Consider the following 18,196-nt stretch of genomic DNA (forward strand, 5'->3'; position numbering starts at 1 on the left):
AACTGTTCAGAGGACAGAGTGCCAGATCCTGCGCTTTCGGGCCGACCGACTCGGGCGGGGTGCCCTAGCATGACGTCCATCATGTCCGATGTCATCGCTGGTCGAATCGAACTGCTCACTCCCCTCGCCCGGGGTGCCTCGGGCTCCCTGTGGCGTGCGATCGACCGCCGCTACGGGGCGGTCTGCGCAGCCAAGGTGATGCGGCAGCGGGACGGCGCTGATGTGCTGCGCTTCGTGCGGGAGCAGACGGTCGGTTCCGCCCAGGGGCTCGGGCAGCACCCCCACCTGCTCCCTCCGTACACCTGGGTCGCGGAGGACGACACGATCGTGCTGGTGATGCCGCTGTCGCATGGCGGCACGCTGGCCGGGGCCATCGCGGAGCACGGTGCGCTGTCGCCCAGCCTGGTCGCTCAGCTGCTGCGCCAGCTGCTGGACGCACTGGCGGCGATGCATGAGGCGAACTGGGTCCATCGCGACGTCAAGCCCGCCAACCTGCTGCTGGAGCCCACCGCGGACGGCTCCCCCCACCTGTTGCTCGCTGATTTCGGGATCGCCCTGCATGAGACCGACGTGCGGCTGACGGAGACGGGATTCCGGCACGGCACCCCCGGTTTCATGGCACCCGAGGTCCTCGAAGGGATGGGCACCTCGGCATCCCAGGATGTGTGGGCCGCCGCGGCCTGCGCGCTCGAGGCCCTCGCACCACCGCGGCCCCGGGAACGGCTGCTGCCCGCCGAGCTCCCCGAGCGCGCGCACGACGTGCTCGCCGCCAGTGCGGACCCGGCTGCCCGGCCGCTCGCGCAGCTGCTGCAGGAGATGCTCACCCCCGAGCCGGCAGCGCGACCGGAGGCGGCACAGGCCAGGGACCGGATCCCGCTGCCGTCCTCCCCGCCAGGCTCCTGGTCCCGCGCCGCGAACGGGGCCCTCGTCCAGGTGACCGACCGGATCGAGGCGTCGGACTCGCTGCAGGAGGTCCCCCTCGATGGGCCCGGCAGCCTGGCCGGACTGGCGCCGGGCCTCCACGAACGGCTGAGCGCCCTGTCCCGGTCCGCCAGCTCGCCACCCGCGGCATCGTCCGCCGCCGCTCCTCCGGCGCCGCCAGCGCAGCAGAGGCAGGCCGTGCGGCCGCAGCATTCTGCGGGCAGCTCAGGCTCATCGGGGAACACCACAGAGCGCTTCTTGCACGACCCGACCAGGCGGAGTCCTGCGATGCCGCAGCCCCTTGGGCCGCAGTCCATGGAGCTGCACGGCACCGCGCAGAACCCCGGTGCGCCCTGGGCCGACGCGCAGTCATCACCGTTGCCCCCTGCGCCGGCGCGACCGGTTCCGACTCCTGGTCGCGCCCGGGCGTCGTGGACCGGTGTGCTGCTGCTGGTGATCTCGGCGCTGTGCCTCGTCAGCGCAGGTGTCCTGCTGTGGTCGGCGCTGGGTTGACCCCGCTCAGGCCATTCACCCGTCAGCTGACGCGCCGGGTGACTTCTCGACTCAGTCGCCGGGGCGCACCAGTCCCGACTCGTAGGCGGCGACCACCAGCTGGGTGCGGTCGCGCAGCATGAGTTTTCCGAGCACCCGGGAGACGTGCGTCTTGACCGTCTGCTCCGCCATCACCAGCTCCGCGGCGATCTCGCGGTTCGCCATCCCGCGGGCGACCAGCCGGAGCACGTCCAGCTCCCGCTCGGTGAGCACCGACAGGCTCGCATCAGCGCCATCGGGCCGCTCGGGACGAGCCACGAAATCCGCGATCAACGCACGGGTCACCCGCGGGGCGAGCAGCGACTCGCCCGCGGCGACCACGCGCACGGCGTGGACCAGCTCCTGGGGTGTGGAATCCTTGAGCAGGAATCCACTGGCTCCGGCCCGCAGCGCCGCGAAGACGTACTCATCCGCATCGAAAGTGGTCAGCATGATGATCTTCGGCGGTGTCCCCGGCATCCCGAGCACCTCACGGGTCGCCTCGAGCCCCCCGACGTGCGGCATCCGGATGTCCATCAGCACCACATCCGGACGGGTGCGCGCGACCACGTCCGTGATCCCGGCACCATCGTCCGCGGTGCCGACCACCTCGATCCCGTCCTGGGCGTTCAGCAGAGCCTCGAAGCCGCCGCGGATCATCGACTGGTCATCGACGACCAGCACCCGGAGGGTGTCGTGCGCAGCGGGTTCCATGAGCACACCGTATCCCCGTTCGATGAGAGGTCCCCGCCATGTTCCTGGTCCCTGACCGGCGCAGCCTGCGCCAGCTGGGCCCCGATCTGGCGCTGCTCTTCTCCGGGCTGGGGCTGACTCTGCTCTCCGTGCTGGTGCTGGTCCCGCTCACCGCGGTCTCCGCCATTCTGGCGGTCCTCTGGATCGGCGTCCTGCTGCTGCCCTTGACGCTGACCCTGGCATCCGGTTTCGCCCGCTGGGACCGGGCTCGGCTCCTCCGCTGGGGACTCGAGGTCTCCACCCCGCGATACCGACCGGCGGGACCCGGCGCCGCCGGTCCGCTGCGCCGCGTCACCGATCCGCGCCGGTGGCTCGACCTCGGATTCGAGGGGCTGATCGCCCTGCCGGTGCGCGCACTCACCGGGACGCTCGCCCTGCTCTGGATCCTCGGATCGCTCAGCGGGCTCACGCACTGGGCATGGGGACGGCTGCTGCCTCCGGATACCCGAGAGGTGCCGGGACAGTGGGCGCTGGCCGCGGTCACCGGTCTGATCCTGGCGCTGACCCTCCCTGCCGGCGTGCATCTGCTGGCCCGCCTCGACGCGGTAGTCACCGCATCCCTGCTCGGTGGTGCAGCCCCCGGCGCCCGCCTCCCCGGGGGCGTCCCTGCTGGGGCGGCCAGGATCTCCCCGCTCGCCGCCTCCGACCACCGCCTGCGCGAGAACGCGTGGAGCCGGATGACGATCGCCTACCTCGCCTTCGTGCTGGTGGTCGTCGGATGGCCGGTCACCACCGTGGTCTACGAGGTGCATCCTGCGGCGGCGATGGTGGTCTCCGCAGCCGCCGGCGCCGCAGCCCTGCTGGGAGCGCGCTGGCCCTGGGCTGGCCTCGCGCTCTCTGCTGTTGCCGCGCTCGCGGTGCTGCTGGTGACCGCGCCCGGTCACGGGACAGCGCCCTGGCCATGGCCGGTGACCGCGCTGCTGGCCCATTGCCTCACCCTGGCCGTCCTCGCGATCTTCCATCGCTGGTACTGGGCACTGTCGGCGTGGTCCGCAGGAGCGATCCTGACCCTGCTGGTGCTGCTGGTGACCGACCCGGCGAAGCTGCCGGAAGGGACCCTGCGCGCGGTGACGACCAACGGGGTGGTGCTGGTGGCCATCAGCGGCGGCGTGGTCCTGCTGGGGCTGACCGCCCGGCAGTGGATCCTGGCTCGAGGGCAGGCCGAGCAGGCGCAGAGCGTGAGCGTGGAGGAGATGCGTCGCCGCCGGGAGCTCGAGGAACGGGGCCGGATCGCTCGCGAGCTGCACGACGTGGTCGCGCATTCGATGTCCGTGATCACGGTGCAGGCGGGGACCGCGAAGTACCGCTTGCAGCATCTCGATGCCGAGACCGTCAGCGAGTTCGAGGACATCGCCGGGTCGGCCCGCCAGGCGCTGGGCGAGATGCGTTCGCTGCTGACGATCCTGCGCACCGACGAGTCGATCGCGGAAGTCTCGATGCCGGGCCTCTCCCAGATCGAGGAGCTGGTCGAATCCAGCCGCAGCGCGGGCGCGCAGATCAGTGCCGAGCTCGACGACGTCGAAGTCCTGCCGACGACCGGCCTCACCGCCTACCGGGTGGTGCAGGAGGGCCTGAGCAATGCCCTGCGGCATGCCCGCGGCGCGGCGATAGAGGTCCGGATCCTCCGTCTCGGCGGCGTTCTGGAGATCAGCGTCCGCAACCAGGCTCCCCCGCCGTCGGCTGTCCTGCACGACCCGCTCCCCGGGGCCGGGATGGGGCTGGTAGGCACCCGGGAGCGCGTCGGCGCCCTCGGCGGGACCGTCGAGAGCGGGCCCACGCCGGCCGGTGGTTTCCTGCTGCGAGCACGGATCCCGCTGGCCGACCCCCTACCCGGGTAGGGGGTGGAAGTTCGCTCCGACGAGGGACGCGCCGCACCGCCGCGCCTCGTAACGTCGTGACCATGACCACCACTGTCGAGCCCAGCACCGCTCAGTACCGTGCTGCGGACCACACCCGCGACTACTTCGAGCTCTCCGAGCGCGTCAAGGCCGCAGGACTGATGGGCCGGAACGTGCGCTCCTACATGGTCCGCACCGCGATCCTCGCCGCAGTGTTCGCCGGCGCCTTCACCCTGCTGCTGACCCTCGGGAACACCTGGTGGCAGCTGGCCGTCGCCGTCCTGTTCGGGGTCCTGTTCACCCAGGCCGCGTTCCTGGGCCACGACGCCGCGCACCAGCAGGTGTTCGCCAACGGCCGCCGCAACGAATGGTTCTCCCGGATCATCGGGAACCTCGTGGTGGGGCTCAGCATCGCCTGGTGGAATCGCAAGCACAACAAGCACCACGCCCACCCCAACACCATCGGCCGCGACGGCGACATCGCCCCCGGCTGGCTGGTGTTCGTGCCCGGCGACGCGCAGGAGCGCACCGGGTTCATGGGCTGGCTCCTCCGCCGCCAGGGCTACGCCTTCATCCCGCTGCTGAGCCTGTTCGCCTTCGTGCTCCACTACGAGGCGATCTCCTCGCTGCTGCGTCAGAAGAAGGTCAAGCACCGTGCGTTCGAGCTGACCTTGGTCCTCATCCGGATCATCGGCTTCCCCGTGATCGTCCTGGTGACCCTCGGGCCGGTCCTCGGTGCCGCGTTCCTCGCCGTGCAGCTGGCCGTCTTCGGCATCACCATGGGTGGCTCCTTCGCCCCGAACCACAAGGGCATGGCCCTGATCCCGCAGGGCATGGAGGTCGACTTCCTGCGCCGCCAGGTGCTCACCAGCCGCAACATCACCGGCGGTCGCCTGATGAACATCGCGATGGGTGGGCTGGACCTGCAGATCGAGCACCACCTCTTCCCGCGGATGCCCTCGGCGAACCTGCGCAAGGTGCGGCCGATCGTCCGGGAGTTCTGCGCCGAGCGCGGCATCATCTACACCGAGACGAACCTGATCGCCTCCTACCGAGTCATCATCGGCTACCTCAACAAGGTGGGCCTGGGCTACGCGGACCCGTTCGACTGCCCCCTCGCCTCACAGCTGCGCGGCGCGCCCCTGCCCTCCTCGCAGCTGCGGAGCGCACCCCTGGCCTCCTGACGGCGCGCCGCACCTCCCGCGGAGAGGGAGGCGGTATGGTCGCTCCATACGCCTACCCCTTCACGGGCAGTGCAGCCCCGGCTCGGTGGCCGGTCGGTACGGGGCGTCCGTGGAGGCCGATCCGGCCGGGATCACCACCATGTCTTCCACCCCGCGCTGGTCGCCCGGCGACCAGGTGACCTGGACCTACTACACCCCACAGCACCCCACCCGCACCGTCCGCCCCGGCACAGTCGTGCTGGACGATGACCGCGGTGTTGTGGTCTGGATCGCGCCCGGCACCGAGGTGCTGCTGCCCGTGCTGGAATCCGGTGCAGCGTTGCGCCGTGCCGGGGACGAGGGCATGTTCACCGCGCCCCGCATCCAGTCCAAGCAGCTGTGGACCGGCAACGGCATCCTGATGATCGGGCTGCCGGACTCCCCCTACTCGATCTGGCTGTTCTACAAGGACGACGGCTCGCTGGGCTGCTACTACGTGAACCTCGAGACGCCCTACGAGCGCACCGCGGAGGGCATCTGCACCCGGGACCTGGTGCTGGACCTGGTGGTGCTGCCTCGCCGGGACTGGCACTACAAGGACGAGGACGAGCTCGAAGGCGCGGAGCGCACCGGGTACTTCTCCGCCGAGGAGATCGCCTCGATCCGCGCCGCGGGCCACCGGGCCGAACAGCACATCGCCGACTGGACCTACCCCTTCTCGGCGGGCTATGAGTACTTCTTCCCGGATCCGAAGTGGCCGTTGCCCACGCTGCCCGCCCACTACACCTGGGATCTGGACCTGACGCAGCGCTGAGCAGGATTGCTTCAGCACAGGGAGCCGCTTCAGTTCCGAGGCATGCAGGGTCGGTGGCAGGATGGAGCCCATGTCATCCGAGAACCTCACTCGCGACGAGGCCCGCAGCCGTGCCTCGTTCCTCAGCACCGATTCCTACGAGATCCGTCTTGATCTGACCACCGACGAGCGGACATTCCTCACCGAGACGACGATCCGCTTCTCGTCCACCTCCGCCCAAGACACCTTCGTCGACCTCATCGCAGCATCCGTCGAGGAGATCGAGCTCAACGGTGAGCTGCTGTCCGATCCCGCCTCGCACTTCGACGGAGCGAGGGTGCGCCTGCCCGCGCTCCGCGAGGGCGCGAACACCGTGCGGATCCTGGCGACCGGTCGTTACATGAACACCGGTGAGGGCCTGCACCGCTTCGTGGACCCGGTGGACGACGAGGTCTACCTGTACTCGCAGTTCGAGGTCTCCGATGCGCGCCGCATGTTCGCCTGCTTCGAGCAGCCCGATCTCAAGGCCACCTACCAGCTCACGGTCACCGCCCCGGCGCACTGGCGGGTCATCTCCGTCTCCCCCACCCCCGCCTCGACCCCCGCCGGGGAGGGCATCGCCACCTGGGCCTTCGAGCCCACCGAGCGCATCTCCACCTATCTCTTCGCCCTGATCGCCGGGAACTACCAGGGCGGCACCGGGGAGATCACCACCCGCGACGGCCGGACCATCCCGATGGGCGTCTTCGCCCGCGCCTCGCTCGCCGAGCATGTCGACGCCCAGAACGTCATCGACGTGACCAAGGCCGGCATCGACTTCTACGAGGAGGCGTTCGACCAGGACTTCCCGTTCCGCAAGTACGACCAGATCTTCGTGCCGGAGTACAACATGGGGGCGATGGAGAACCCCGGCGCCATCACCTACGTCGAGGCGTACGTCTTCCGCTCCGAGGTTTCCGACGCGGTGCGCGAGCGACGCGACCTCACGATCCTCCACGAGCTGGCTCACATGTGGTTCGGCGATCTGGTCACCATGCGCTGGTGGGACGATCTGTGGCTGAACGAGTCGTTCGCCGAGTACGCCTCCACGCTCGCGAGCGCCGAGGCCACCCGCTGGACCGGCTCCTGGACCACCTTCGCGTTGTCGGAGAAGGGCTGGGCTTACCAGCAGGACCAGCTGCCCTCCACCCATCCGGTGGTGGCCGACATGGTCGACTTCGAAGCCGTCGAGACGAACTTCGACGGGATCACCTACGCCAAGGGCGCCTCGGTGCTGCGCCAGCTGGTCGCCTACGTGGGCCGGGAGGAGTTCTTCGCCGGGGTCCGCGCCTACTTCGCCAAGCACGCCTGGGGGAACACCGAGCTGACGGATCTGCTGGTCGAGCTCGAGGCCACCAGCGGCCGTGACCTCAGCAGCTGGGCCGAGCTGTGGCTCCAGCGCGCCGGGGTGAACACGCTGCGCCCGGTGATCGAACGTGACGCCACCGGTGCCGTGACCCGCTTCGCAATCTCCCAGACCGCTCCGGCGGAGCACCAGACCCTGCGCCCGCACCGCCTGCAGGTGGGCGGCTTCTCGCTCCAGGACGGGGCGCTGGTGCGCACCGAGTCCGTCGAGCTGGACGTGGACGGGGAGCTCACCGAGGTGCCCGCGCTGACCGGGAAGCGCGCCGACCTGTGGCTGCTCAACGATGGTGACCTCACCTATTCGAAGGTGCGCCTCGACGAGAAGTCCCTCGCCGTCGCGATGGAGCACCTGCGCGATCTGGACGACTCCCTGGCACGGACCCTGCTGTGGTCCGCCGCCTGGGACATGGTCCGCGACGGCGAGCTGCCCAGCCGCCGCTACCAGCAGCTGGTCCTCGCGAACCTCACCGGGGAGGACTCCTCCTCGGTGGTGCGCACCCTGCTGCAGCAGCTGGAGACCGTCGCGGGCCCCTATGCCGCCGTCGACCAGCGGGCCCAGCGCACCGAGGCCGCCGCGAGCGCCGTCTGGGAGCTCGCGGTCGCGGCTGAGGCAGGCTCCGATGCCCAGCTGCAGTTCGTCGAGAGCTTCGCGCATCTGGCCCGCACCGAGGAGCACCGCCACACCCTCGAGGGGCTGCTCGGCGGGACGGTCACCCTGCCGGGCCGAGAGATCGACACCGATCTGCGCTGGAAGCTCGTGATCGCCCTCGCGGTGCTGGGCGGGATCGACGTCGCCGGCATCGACGAACAGCTCGCCGCCGACGACACCCAGTCCGGCCGGAAGCATGCGCTCACCGCGAAGGCGGCGCTGCCCACCGAGGTCTCCAAGGCCAAGGCCTGGCGCCGCACGGTGGAGAAGGACACCCTGGCCAACGAGTCGGTCACCGCGGTGATCCAGGGATTCCGCCGAGTGGTCGACGAGTCGCTGCTGGCCCCCTACCGACAGCGCTACTTCTCGATGATCGACCAGGTGTGGAAGGAGCGCTCGAACGAGATCGCCACCCGCCTCGTGGGCGGCTACTTCCCGCACAGCTATGGCGGTCAGGCCGTGCTCGATGCCGCCGATCAGTGGCTCGCCGATGCCGAGGAAGCCCCCTTCGGGCTGCGCCGCATCATCATCGAGGGCCGCGACACCGTCGCCCGCCAGGAGCGCGTCCGCGCGGCGGACATCGGCTGAGCGACGCGCTGTGAGCCCGCGAACGGCAGGAGCACAGCACAAAAGACGCCGCTGAGCGACGCGCTGTGAGCCCGCGAACGGGGCCGGGGCGAGGCGGGTCGGTGACCCACCTCGCCCTGGACTCCTCCAGACTTCTGGCGGCCCGGGCGATATCGTCGAAAGTATGTTGGACGACCCCCTGGATCTCGAACCGCTGCTGACCTCACCCACCACCGATGAGGCGCTGAGCCTGATGGATCAGCTGCTGCGCTGGCTGGCCACCAGCGGCGTCAAGATCGTCGTCATCCTGCTGGCCGCCACGATCGCGAGTCTCCTGGCCGGTTGGCTGCTGCGCCGGTTCTTCCGCACCATGGTCCAGTCCGGATCGAAGCTCTCCACCGTGGCCGGGACCGTGATCAAACGGGATCCACGCTCGCAGAAGGCGGCCCAGGCCCGTCGCGAACAGCGTGCGCACACCCTGTCTAACGTGGCCCGCAACATCGCGCACGTGATGATCTGGGCCGTGGCCTCGGTGATGATCCTCTCCGAGATCGGGGTGAACATCGCCCCGGTCATCGCGAGTCTCGGGGTGGTGGGCTTGGCGGCCGGCATCGGTGCCCAGACCATCATCAAGGACGTGGTCGCGGGCGTGGTGATGCTCTTCGAGGACATCGTCGCCGTCGGCGACTGGGTGGACATCGAGTACGCCGAGGGCACCGTCGAGTCGATCAACCTGCGCGCCACCCAGGTGCGCGGCATCGACGGGGTGCTGTGGACGGTGCGCAACGGCGAGATCATCCGGGTCGGCAACTACGCACGCGGCTTCTCGAATGCCGTGGTGGTGCTCGACATCGACGCTGCGGCGGATGACGACCAGGTGACCACCGTGCTCGAGTCGGTCACCGCCGAGCTGGCCGCGGATCCCGAATTCGAGGACCAGATCCTCGCCGCCGCGAGCATCACCGGCATGCTCGCCGTGGATGCGAACCGCTACCAGCGCCGTGTCGTGATGCAGACCCCTCCCGGTCAGCAGTGGGGCGTGGAGCGAGAGCTGCGCGCCCGGATCCGAGACGGCTTCGCCGCCGCGGACATCGCCTTCGCCATGCCCCGTTTCGTCGAGACCGTCCAGAAGTGACAGCCCGCAGATGACTCCCACCTTCGTGACCCCCAAGACCGGAGAGCGCCAGCTATGACCACCCCGTCCCCCCAGCCCGAGCAGATCAGCTTCTACGAAGCCGTCGGCGGCCATGAGACCTTCGTACGGCTCGTGGACCGCTTCTACGAGGGTGTCGCCGAGGATCCCGAACTGCGTCCGATGTATCCGGAGGAGGACCTCACCGGGGCGCGCCACCGGCTGTGCACCTTCCTCGAGCAGTACTGGGGCGGTCCGAAGACCTACGGCGAGGAGCGCGGCCATCCGCGGCTGCGGATGCGGCACGCCGTCTTCCCGGTCTCCCCCTCGGCCCGCGATGCGTGGCTGCGACATATGCGCGCCGCCCTCGACACCCTGGACCTCGCACCCCTGCACGAGCAGACGCTGTGGGACTACCTGGATCGGGCCGCGCATTCACTGCTCAACACGGTCGACGGCGGCGAGGCACCGGCGGCCGGGCAGACCGTCCCCGATCAGCTGAGCTGAGCTGGGCTCAGTCGCGGAAGCGCAGCGGTTCGCCGGAGAACTGCTGGAGCTGGTCGCGGGTCTCCTGCTCCAGGCGGACGGGCGCGCCGGACTCGGCGTCGACCAGCACCACCACGGTGCGTGCCCGGGCGTAGGGAGTCCTTGCGTCGGGATCGTCGCGGGTGAGCACGAGGTAGTCGACGCTGAGGCTGGCTCCACCGATCCGGGAGAGCCACAGCCGCACCACCACGCCGTCGCGGCGATGGCCGAGCGGCCGCGCGTATTCGATCCGCTGCGAGGCGATGACCGTGCTGACCGCCGCCCCGGCCCCGCCGACCGGAAGCGCTGCCGGCGGCTGCGGCGCACCGAGCTCGACCTGTTCGGCTGGCGGCTGCCAGAAGGCGGCGATGCGCGCCTCCTCGAGCAGGCGCACCACCGCGGCGTTGTTCACGTGGCCGTAGGCATCGAGGTCCGTCCAGCGGACCGCGACCGGGATATCCAGGGGCTGCGGCTCTCCCGGCGTGAGATCGGGTGCATCGGCGAGGGAATGAGGTGCCATGGTTCTCATCGTAGGCGTCATCGCCAGTACGATCGGCCGCATGACCTCTGCGCACACCGACCCCTCGAAGATCGCCGCCGGTCTCGTGGATCTGCTGGATCTGCGCGAGAGCGCCCCCTTCGGCGAGTTCTCGACGACGGCTACCGTCGCCGCATATCAGGGTGATTCCTCCCCTCATCCCGGCGGGCACGTCTTCGGCGGGCAGGTGATGGGCCAGGCCGTCACGGCGGTGGGCCGCACGGTCTCCCCCGATCGCCGCATCCACTCGATGTACTCCTACTTCCTCGCCCCGGGCGATCCCTCGCATCCGATCCGCTTCCAGGTCGATGCGCTGCGCGATGGCGGCTCGTTCTCCGTGCGCCGGGTGCTGGCCACCCAGCCCGGCAAGGAGGCTGATGAGGAGGAGCGCACGATCCTCGCGATGACGGCGTCGTTCCAGGAGGACCAGGACGGGCTCGAGCATCAGGAGCGCGCCCCCGAGGCGCCGGATCCCGAGGGGCTGCCGACCACCGCCGAGGTGCTCGACGGGATCGATCATCCGGTGGCGCGCTTCTGGGCCACCCAGCGCCCGATCGACATCCGTCACGTCACCGATCCGATCTATCTGCGCCCGGATGCGGCAGGTGCGGAGTCGCAGATGGTGTGGATGCGCATGCTCGCCCCGATCGAGGCGGAACCGCTCACGCATGATGCGATCCTCGCCTTCGCGAGCGACTACACGCCCTTCGAGCCGATCCTGCGCCGTCAGGGGCTGAGCTGGATGACGCCCGGCCTGAAGATGGCGACGATCAACCACGCCATCTGGTGGCACAAGCACGTCGACACCAACGACTGGCTGCTCTACGTCCAGCGCTCCCCCTCCGCGAGCGGCGGGCGCGGCCTGACCCACGGCCAGCTCTTCGACCGCAGCGGTGACCTGGTCGCGACCGTCACCCAGGAGGGCATGATCCGGGCCAAGCAGGCCCGCTGACCAGCGGGTGCTTGCTGGCAGGCGCTGACCGGCGGGCGCTGAACGGCGGGTGCTGTCCGGCGGGCGCTGAGGAGCAGCGCCAGCAGCACCCGGATCCAGCGGCCGGGAGCGTTCCACCGCTCAGCGGTCGTGGAACTCGAGTGCGTCCTGGAGCCACCGGCCGAGGGCCATGTCCTCGGCCAGGGCGCGGGGCTCGACGTCGATCCAGCCCTCCCCCATCGACCGTTGCGTCCCCATCACCGCCTGCCGGGCACCATCCTGCGTCAGCAGCTCGGTGTGGCGCGTGGGCTCGACCCTGACCAGCAGCGAGCCGTCACCTCCGACGGAGACCAGCATCGCGTCCTCGAGCATGACGGCTCTGCCGCCGAACATCGAGACTTCTCGGACAGCTCGCCCGGGCGGGAGCAGGCTGCGGATCCGATTCAGGAGCGCCTCCTGAGAGGGGTGGGCGACAGTGGCCATGGGATCCCTCCCTCGATGCACGCGGATGGTCGGTCTTGAGTCTTCCTCACCGGAGCCGGTCTGTCACGGCCCGGCCGCGGTGACGACGTCCCGAGCGGCGCGCTCCGGATCGTCGGCGTCCATCAGGCCCCGCACCAGCGCGATCCCGGCGATCCCTGTCCGTGCGAGCGCCGGGACGTCCTCGACGGTGATGCCGCCGATCGCGACGATGGGGAGCCTGGTCGCCGCCACGAGGCTCCGGTAGCCGGCCAGGCCGAGGGGAGCACGACCGGAGTCCTTCGTCGGTGTGGGCCGGAACGGTCCGGCGCCGACGTAGTCCAGCAGCTCATGGAGTTCCTCCGCCCGGCGGACCGTCTCCAGCGTCCCCGTGGTCAGGCCGATGATCGCCTCCGGGCCCAGCATCGCGCGTGCCGCGGCGACTGGGAGATCGTCCTGCCCCAGATGCACGCCGTGCACCGCGGCGCCCCTGCGGCGTGCGGCGAAGGCGACGTCGGCGCGGTCATCGACCAGCACCTGGGCGGCGGGCCGCGCCTCGTGCACGGCGGCGGCGACGGCGCAGGTCAGCTCCAGCAGCTCGGTGGTCGTGGCGTCCTTGGCCCGGACCTGGATCACCCCGGCACCGCCCGCGGCGGCAGCCGCCGCGGCCTCGACCGTGCGCCGGCCAGTCCCCGAGGTCACCAGATAGCAGCGCAGATCCAGGGTCATCGTCCCACCTCGTCCAGTGCGTCCAGCAGATGCATGCGGAAGGAGCCCGGCCGGGTGGAGCAGCGCTCGGCCGTCTCTCCTGCGAGGGCCATCCAGGTCGTCGCGGCGAGCGCGGCCGTGAAGGCGTCGGGTTCGACGGCCCGGCAGGTCGCGGTCAGCGCGGCGAGCAGGCACCCGGTGCCGGTGACCCGTGTCAGCAGCTCGCTCCCCCTCGCCAGGCGGGTCCGCCGGTCGCCGCAGAGCACGAGATCGGCGGGGCCCGAGACCGCGACGGCGCCGCCGGTGTGCGCTGCGATCTGCATAGCGGCGTCCTCGGCGCTCCCGGGATCCGTCTGGGAGTCCGCGCCGCGCCCGCCACGCCCGGTTCCGGCCAGGGCGAGCACCTCGGAAGCGTTCCCTCGCACCACGGAGGGGTGGGAGTCGAGCAGGGTGCGCGCGAGCGCGGTCCGCACCGGGGCGATCCCGATCGCGGTCGGGTCCAGCACCCAGGGGCGGGCATCCCGCACGGCGGCGGCGACGGTCGCCGGGATGCCGTCCATCGCGTCGGTGCTGAGGGTGCCCAGGTTGATCACGAGCGCATCGGCCAGCGTCGTGAGGGTGGGGGCCTCTTGGAGGGTCTCGGTCATCATGGGGCGTGCGCCGGCGGCGAGCAGCCCGTCGGCGACGATCCCCATGGAGACCGTCGCGGTGAGGCAGTGCACCAGCGGCTGGCGCCGGCGGACGGCAGCGAGCACGTGCGCCACCGGGGCGAGGTCCGGGTCCGTCGGGCTCATCGTGCGCCTTCCGTCGTCTGCACCGGCCCGTGCTCGCGGACCCCGTCGGCAACGGTATCGATGTCAGCGTCGGTGTCCCGTGGGGAGAGTCGGGGCCCGAGCGCGGCACCGAGCACGAGGAGCCCGCCGCCCAGACTGATCAGCGCCATCACCGACCCGTGACGCCCGAGCAGCGCCTCGAGCCACGGCAGGTAGAAGGGGTAGAGCGCGGGAAGGACGAGGGAGAGGCTGTAGCCCATGCCGTAGCCGGTGGAGCGCACCTCGGTCGGGAACCGCTCGGAGAGGTACGCCGAGACCGGGCCGTAGGCAGAGACGGTGATGACCTGCAGCACGGCCGCGAGCACTGCCGCTCGGCCGAAGGACTGCGAGGTGACTGCGAGCCACCACACGAGCGGGCCGGCCACCGCAGCGACCAGTCCCCAGGCCATGAACAGGGTGCGTCGACCGGTTCGGGTCGACAGGTGACCGGCGAGCGCCATCACGACCGCTTGGGCGATGGAGGCGATCCCGATCGCCATCGAGACGCCGGTCGCGGGCAGTCCGGTGTCGGTCCCCAGTCGGCCGGTCAGCAGCAGCACCGTGGTGTTGGTGAGCAGCCAGAGCCCCGTCATGAGGAGGAAGACCTGCCAGAACGACGAGGCCCAGCGGCCGGTGAGCAGATCCCGCAGGCCCGCTCGTGGGCGCACCGACGTGGTCCGGGCCCGTCGGTGGAAGACCGGGGCGTCGGTGACCTGGCGGCTGTAGTAGATCAGCATGCCGATCGAGGCCAGTGCTCCGAGCACGAAGAGCAGCCTCCACCCCCACGCCGCGTAGGCATCGGGGCCCAGCATCATCAGCAGCATCGCCACCGAGAAGGCGATGCTCGCCTGCGCCCACGGCGCCATCGAGAGGATCAATCCGCTCATGAGGCCGCGCCGTCGGGGCCGGGACCATTCCATGGCGAGCGGGATGGCAGCCGAGTACTCCCCCGCCACGAAGATTCCGCCGAGGAACCTCAGCGCGAGGATGAGGGCGATCGTCCCCGCACCGAGGATCTCGTGGGTGGGCGTCATGGCGATCGCCAGCGCACAGGCGGCGGTTCCGGCGATCGCGACCCGGGTGGTGCGGGTGCGCCCGAGACGATCCGAGATGCGCCCGAACACGATCCCGCCGACGGGCCGCCCGAACAGCATCGCGACGACGATCAGGGACCCCGTCGAAGCTGCTGCCGCGGGCCCGGCGAGCACGACCATCGCCGGGGCCAGCGCGGTCAGCGGCAGGAAGACGTGGATGTTGTCCACCCAGTTGCCCACGACGCCGGCGCGCAGGGCGGCCCGGCCGGCCGGGGGGAGGCGCTCATCGGTGGTCGCGATCGGGGTCCCCGGCAGCATATGGGTCCCGCTCACAGCGCCCCCTCCAGGATCGTCTCGTGCTGGTCCGCTGGAACCGGTGCCGCCAGGCGCAGCGCCTGGTCGAAGAACTCCAGCTCATGCCGGCTGGCGAGGAGATAGGCACGGACCGCTGCGGAGCGGACCGCTGGGGAGGCTGTGGCGAGCTCCCGTTCGACCTGCTCCAGTGCTCCTTGCGTGGCGATGACGAAGCCCGGGTCACGGTAGGTGTCGAGCCAGTCCGCATAGGGGTGATCGCTCGGGACGGAGGGCAGTGTGGCCCCCGTCTGCGCGTACAGCCAGTAGCAGGGCAGCACGGCGGCGGTTCCCACAGCACGCTCCTCCCCGAGGGTGGTGGCCAGCAGGAAGTCGGTGTAGGCGCTGGTCACCGGGGAGACCCCGATCTCCTCCTGCTCACCGAGCCGGCCACGGTGCAGCGCGGACTCGACGGTGAGGCAGCTGCTCGCACCGCGGGCCCAGAACACCTGGGCCACGACATCGGTCGAAGCGGCCGAGAGCGCCGCGAGCGCGCGGGAGTAGCGACGCAGGTACAGCGAGTCCTGGGCGAGGTAGAACGCGAAAGCGTTCGGGGGCAGACTGCCGTCGACCAGCTGACGGACGAGGTCGGACTCCGCGATGTTGCGAGCGATGGGCTCCCCCGCAGCCCACAGCGCCTGCGTCCATGGCCCGGCCGGGGCGACGGCAGGCTCGATCCGCGCCGCTGCCGGGAGCGCGGCACCGAGCGCCGAAAGGATCTGGTCCGGGGAGTCGAGGATGGGTGGGACAGCTCCCGGACCGAGCCAGGGGGTGGATTCCCCGGCGGCCTGCAGACGGCGGGCGCGGTGGGAGTGGTCCACCGGACCGTGGCCGCTCCCGACCCGCAGCGCCTCCCCGTGGGAGATGGCCTCATGCAGCCACTGGGTGGACCAGGCGAGCGCCTCCTGCGGCGACTCCCCGCTGCCCAATCGGGTGGCGAGCGCCGAAGCGAGGGAGCATCCGGTGCCGTGGGTGCTGGTCGAGCTCACCCGCGTCGAGGGGACCGGGAGGCAGATGCCGTCGGGGCCCACCCAGGTGTTCGTCACCGTCGCGGAGTCCAGATGTCCGGTCTTCACCACGACGGCGACACCTGTCCGTGCGGCCCATCCTCGGGCCTGCTCGAGGGCGGCCCGCTCATCACGGGCGCGCTCGCTCCCCGTCAGGCGTGCGAGCTCCTCGATGTTCGGGGTCACGACGGTGGCGCGCGAGCAGAAGGTGATCATGGCCTGCTCTGCGTCCGGCGCCAGGAGGCTGTCACCACTGGTCGCGACCATCACCGGATCGACGACGAGGATCTGCGGGGGATGCTCGTCGAGCCACTCGGAGACCGTCGCGATGAGCGCGGCAGTGCCGAGCATGCCGGTCTTGACCGCATCGATCACCACATCGTCGCTGACCGCGCGGAGCTGCCGGTCCAGGAACGGGGCCGGCGGGACGTGGATCTCCCGCACGCCGCAGGTGTTCTGTGCGACGAGCGCGGTGACGACGCTCATGCCGTAGCCGCCTGCTGCGGTGATGGATTTGAGATCCGCGGCGGTGCCAGCACCCCCGGAGGGGTCCGTGCCGGCGATCGACAGCACACGGGGAATTCGGGCAGGGTACGACGGAGCCACGAGGACATCCCTTCGCTAGTACGAACTAGATCAGGTTCCACGGGTGTGATCTCAGCGTCGGATGACGCACCCCGTGTCCGCGGCCGAGTATAGGCACAGCTCTCGGCTCAGCCCTCGCCTCTCCGTCGAATCCCTGCTCAGCCCATCGCCTCTCGGGCGGCCTGCTGCGCCTCCGGGAGTGCCTCGGCGGCGGTGGCCTCACCGCGGAAGACCTTCGCGATGCCCTGCAGAGCGGTGCCGGTGGCGATCGCCGAACGATCACCCGTCTCGGGACGCGCCGCGGATTCGGGCACCTCGATCACCGAGACGTCCACTCCAGCCTCCGCCCAGCTCTCCTCCCACGCGCCACGCAGATCACGATGGGCGGGGATGCCCAGACGGTTCTCGGCCAGCGCGCGCTGACCGTCCGCACCGCCGAGCCAGTTCAACAGCTCAGCGATCGCCGCGGACCGATCGTCCTTCTTCGCCTCGACGCCGACTGCGGCGATCGCGTGGACCAGCGGGCGCGGCCCCTGAGGGCCGGCGACGACGGGATGGATGCCCCAGTCGAAGCTGCCACCGATCTCCTCGGTCAGGGTGTGCAGGTCATAGGTGCCCGTCTGCAGCAGACCGAGCTTGCCCTGGAGGAACAGGTTCCGGCACAGGGCCGGATCCGCCGTGGTCTCCGACCCTGCCGGGCCGAGATGCGAGGACGCGAGATCTGTGAGGTACTGAACGGCAGTGATGCCTGCGTCGGAGGCGAAGGACATCGTCCCCTCCTCGTCCTGCCAGCTGCCGCCCTGGGCAGCGATGAAGGGGCCCAGCACCGCGGTGCGGTCGGGATGAGCGCTGAACCCGAAGGTCGCACGGGCCCCGGGGTCGAAGCCCTCGTCCCCCGGGTGGAGTCCCTCTCCGTCGACGGTGAGGGCGCGAGAGAGGTCCCGCAGCGGGTCCGTCGGCGCCGCGGGGTCGAAGCTCAGCGCCGTGGCATCACCCTTGGCCGCGGCGACCAGGCCCTCGTGCGCGACCAGGATGCTCTGCTCCCAGAGCTGGGGAACACCCCACAGCCCGTCCTCGAGCCGATAGAGGTCCGTCGCGACGCCCTCCCACCGGGAGGAGGTCTCGCCGACGATCTCGCCGATCTCGGCCAGCCGCCCGCTGGCATGAGCCTGGGCGAGGTTCGCGGTGTTCATCCACAGCACGTCGGGCAGGTTCTTCGCCGCCACGTCCAAGGGCAGCTGGGTCCAGTAGTCATCCCAGCCGAGCACCTCTACCTCGACCGCGATCCCGGTGCTGTCGGTGAACTCCGCGAGGGATTCCTCGTACGCCGCCGCTGCCGCCTCGCTCCACACCCGCATCCGCAGCGTGTCGCCGTCCTCGAGCTCGACGGACCGATCCGAGGAGCAGCCGCTGAGCGCCCCGGCCCCGGCCAGTCCCATCGCAGCGGTGGTGAGCAGGAGCTGGCGGCGGGTCGGCACGGGGTCGGGGCCTTTCA

Annotated in this window: 16 protein-coding genes and 1 riboswitch; of the genes, 8 read left to right on the forward strand and 8 right to left on the reverse strand. The window is 70.6% G+C overall.

Translation table 11 applies throughout. From position 1 onward, the window contains the following. The first annotated feature begins 69 nt into the window (after window positions 1-69). The gene (locus tag ACT3T9_RS07250; RefSeq protein WP_444606211.1) at window positions 70-1,434 is read left to right on the forward strand and encodes a serine/threonine-protein kinase; all 1,365 of its coding nucleotides are present in this window, start codon (window positions 70-72) and stop codon (window positions 1,432-1,434) included. A gap of 51 nt (window positions 1,435-1,485) precedes the next feature. On the opposite strand, the gene ACT3T9_RS07255 is transcribed toward ACT3T9_RS07250, so the two are convergent. Next, entirely contained in the window at window positions 1,486-2,166 is a 681-nt protein-coding gene (locus ACT3T9_RS07255) for a response regulator (protein ID WP_441444138.1), read from the reverse strand. 38 nt (window positions 2,167-2,204) lie between these two features. Here ACT3T9_RS07255 and ACT3T9_RS07260 point away from each other — a divergent pair, with 38 nt between their 5' ends. The 6 genes from ACT3T9_RS07260 to ACT3T9_RS07285 all read left to right on the forward strand — a co-directional run bounded on the left by ACT3T9_RS07260 (window position 2,205) and on the right by ACT3T9_RS07285 (window position 10,258). Then, on the forward strand, window positions 2,205-4,043 hold the full coding sequence (locus tag ACT3T9_RS07260; RefSeq protein ID WP_441444139.1) for a sensor histidine kinase: 1,839 nt from the start codon (window positions 2,205-2,207) through the stop codon (window positions 4,041-4,043). Window positions 4,044-4,105: 62 nt separating this feature from the next. After that, window positions 4,106-5,227, forward strand: a complete 1,122-nt coding sequence (locus ACT3T9_RS07265; RefSeq protein ID WP_444501745.1) for a fatty acid desaturase family protein — start codon at window positions 4,106-4,108, stop codon at window positions 5,225-5,227. 139 nt (window positions 5,228-5,366) lie between these two features. Then, complete coding sequence (locus ACT3T9_RS07270; protein WP_441444141.1) at window positions 5,367-6,020, forward strand: DUF402 domain-containing protein; 654 nt, start codon at window positions 5,367-5,369, stop codon at window positions 6,018-6,020. A gap of 70 nt (window positions 6,021-6,090) precedes the next feature. Next, window positions 6,091-8,640 carry an aminopeptidase N gene (pepN, locus tag ACT3T9_RS07275; protein ID WP_441444142.1) on the forward strand — a complete coding sequence of 850 codons (2,550 nt, stop codon included), beginning with the start codon at window positions 6,091-6,093 and terminating at the stop codon, window positions 8,638-8,640. Between the two features lie 163 nt (window positions 8,641-8,803). After that, complete coding sequence (locus ACT3T9_RS07280; protein WP_441444143.1) at window positions 8,804-9,754, forward strand: mechanosensitive ion channel family protein; 951 nt, start codon at window positions 8,804-8,806, stop codon at window positions 9,752-9,754. Window positions 9,755-9,808: 54 nt separating this feature from the next. Beyond that, a complete protein-coding gene (locus ACT3T9_RS07285; protein ID WP_441444144.1) occupies window positions 9,809-10,258 on the forward strand; it encodes a globin in 450 nt (149 codons plus the stop codon). A gap of 7 nt (window positions 10,259-10,265) precedes the next feature. On the opposite strand, the gene ACT3T9_RS07290 is transcribed toward ACT3T9_RS07285, so the two are convergent. Beyond that, a complete protein-coding gene (locus ACT3T9_RS07290) occupies window positions 10,266-10,796 on the reverse strand; it encodes an acyl-CoA thioesterase (protein WP_441444145.1) in 531 nt (176 codons plus the stop codon). A gap of 40 nt (window positions 10,797-10,836) precedes the next feature. Between ACT3T9_RS07290 and ACT3T9_RS07295 the strand changes: the two genes are divergently transcribed. After that, entirely contained in the window at window positions 10,837-11,766 is a 930-nt protein-coding gene (locus ACT3T9_RS07295) for an acyl-CoA thioesterase (RefSeq protein ID WP_441444146.1), read from the forward strand. Window positions 11,767-11,886: 120 nt separating this feature from the next. Here ACT3T9_RS07295 and ACT3T9_RS07300 read toward each other — a convergent pair whose 3' ends face one another. From ACT3T9_RS07300 to ACT3T9_RS07325, 6 genes are all read right to left on the reverse strand, one after another. Further along, window positions 11,887-12,228, reverse strand: a complete 342-nt coding sequence (locus tag ACT3T9_RS07300) for a TfoX/Sxy family protein (protein ID WP_441444147.1) — start codon at window positions 12,226-12,228, stop codon at window positions 11,887-11,889. Between the two features lie 63 nt (window positions 12,229-12,291). Continuing rightward, window positions 12,292-12,933: a thiamine phosphate synthase gene (locus ACT3T9_RS07305; RefSeq protein WP_441444148.1), complete on the reverse strand. Its 642-nt coding sequence runs from the start codon at window positions 12,931-12,933 to the stop codon at window positions 12,292-12,294. Next, window positions 12,930-13,706: a hydroxyethylthiazole kinase gene (thiM, locus tag ACT3T9_RS07310; RefSeq protein WP_441444149.1), complete on the reverse strand. Its 777-nt coding sequence runs from the start codon at window positions 13,704-13,706 to the stop codon at window positions 12,930-12,932. Before thiM ends, ACT3T9_RS07305 begins: the two co-directional genes overlap by 4 nt. Next, the gene (locus ACT3T9_RS07315; RefSeq protein WP_441444150.1) at window positions 13,703-15,091 is read right to left on the reverse strand and encodes an MFS transporter; all 1,389 of its coding nucleotides are present in this window, start codon (window positions 15,089-15,091) and stop codon (window positions 13,703-13,705) included. Before ACT3T9_RS07315 ends, thiM begins: the two co-directional genes overlap by 4 nt. After that, window positions 15,088-16,722 (reverse strand): bifunctional hydroxymethylpyrimidine kinase/phosphomethylpyrimidine kinase, encoded by a 1,635-nt coding sequence (locus tag ACT3T9_RS07320; RefSeq protein ID WP_444606212.1) that lies wholly within the window; start codon window positions 16,720-16,722, stop codon window positions 15,088-15,090. Before ACT3T9_RS07320 ends, ACT3T9_RS07315 begins: the two co-directional genes overlap by 4 nt. After that, a riboswitch (TPP riboswitch) is annotated at window positions 16,713-16,806 on the reverse strand. Its footprint overlaps the gene before it by 10 nt. Window positions 16,807-16,859: 53 nt before the next feature. Next, the gene (locus ACT3T9_RS07325; protein ID WP_444606213.1) at window positions 16,860-18,179 is read right to left on the reverse strand and encodes an extracellular solute-binding protein; all 1,320 of its coding nucleotides are present in this window, start codon (window positions 18,177-18,179) and stop codon (window positions 16,860-16,862) included. Window positions 18,180-18,196: the final 17 nt, after the last annotated feature.

It is taken from the genome of Brachybacterium sp. AOP29-B2-41, assembly GCF_052378395.1.
In the GTDB taxonomy this organism is placed as follows: domain Bacteria; phylum Actinomycetota; class Actinomycetes; order Actinomycetales; family Dermabacteraceae; genus Brachybacterium.

Bases quoted from the DNA above. Each gene is read 5' to 3' on its own strand.
- ACT3T9_RS07250 (WP_444606211.1), top strand. From the start codon at position 70: ATGACGTCCATCATGTCCGATGTCATCGCTGGTCGAATCGAACTGCTC.
- ACT3T9_RS07255 (WP_441444138.1), bottom strand. From the start codon at position 2,166: ATGGAACCCGCTGCGCACGACACCCTCCGGGTGCTGGTCGTCGATGAC.
- ACT3T9_RS07260 (WP_441444139.1), top strand. From the start codon at position 2,205: ATGTTCCTGGTCCCTGACCGGCGCAGCCTGCGCCAGCTGGGCCCCGAT.
- ACT3T9_RS07265 (WP_444501745.1), top strand. From the start codon at position 4,106: ATGACCACCACTGTCGAGCCCAGCACCGCTCAGTACCGTGCTGCGGAC.
- ACT3T9_RS07270 (WP_441444141.1), top strand. From the start codon at position 5,367: ATGTCTTCCACCCCGCGCTGGTCGCCCGGCGACCAGGTGACCTGGACC.
- pepN (WP_441444142.1), top strand. From the start codon at position 6,091: ATGTCATCCGAGAACCTCACTCGCGACGAGGCCCGCAGCCGTGCCTCG.
- ACT3T9_RS07280 (WP_441444143.1), top strand. From the start codon at position 8,804: ATGTTGGACGACCCCCTGGATCTCGAACCGCTGCTGACCTCACCCACC.
- ACT3T9_RS07285 (WP_441444144.1), top strand. From the start codon at position 9,809: ATGACCACCCCGTCCCCCCAGCCCGAGCAGATCAGCTTCTACGAAGCC.
- ACT3T9_RS07290 (WP_441444145.1), bottom strand. From the start codon at position 10,796: ATGGCACCTCATTCCCTCGCCGATGCACCCGATCTCACGCCGGGAGAG.
- ACT3T9_RS07295 (WP_441444146.1), top strand. From the start codon at position 10,837: ATGACCTCTGCGCACACCGACCCCTCGAAGATCGCCGCCGGTCTCGTG.
- ACT3T9_RS07300 (WP_441444147.1), bottom strand. From the start codon at position 12,228: ATGGCCACTGTCGCCCACCCCTCTCAGGAGGCGCTCCTGAATCGGATC.
- ACT3T9_RS07305 (WP_441444148.1), bottom strand. From the start codon at position 12,933: ATGACCCTGGATCTGCGCTGCTATCTGGTGACCTCGGGGACTGGCCGG.
- thiM (WP_441444149.1), bottom strand. From the start codon at position 13,706: ATGAGCCCGACGGACCCGGACCTCGCCCCGGTGGCGCACGTGCTCGCT.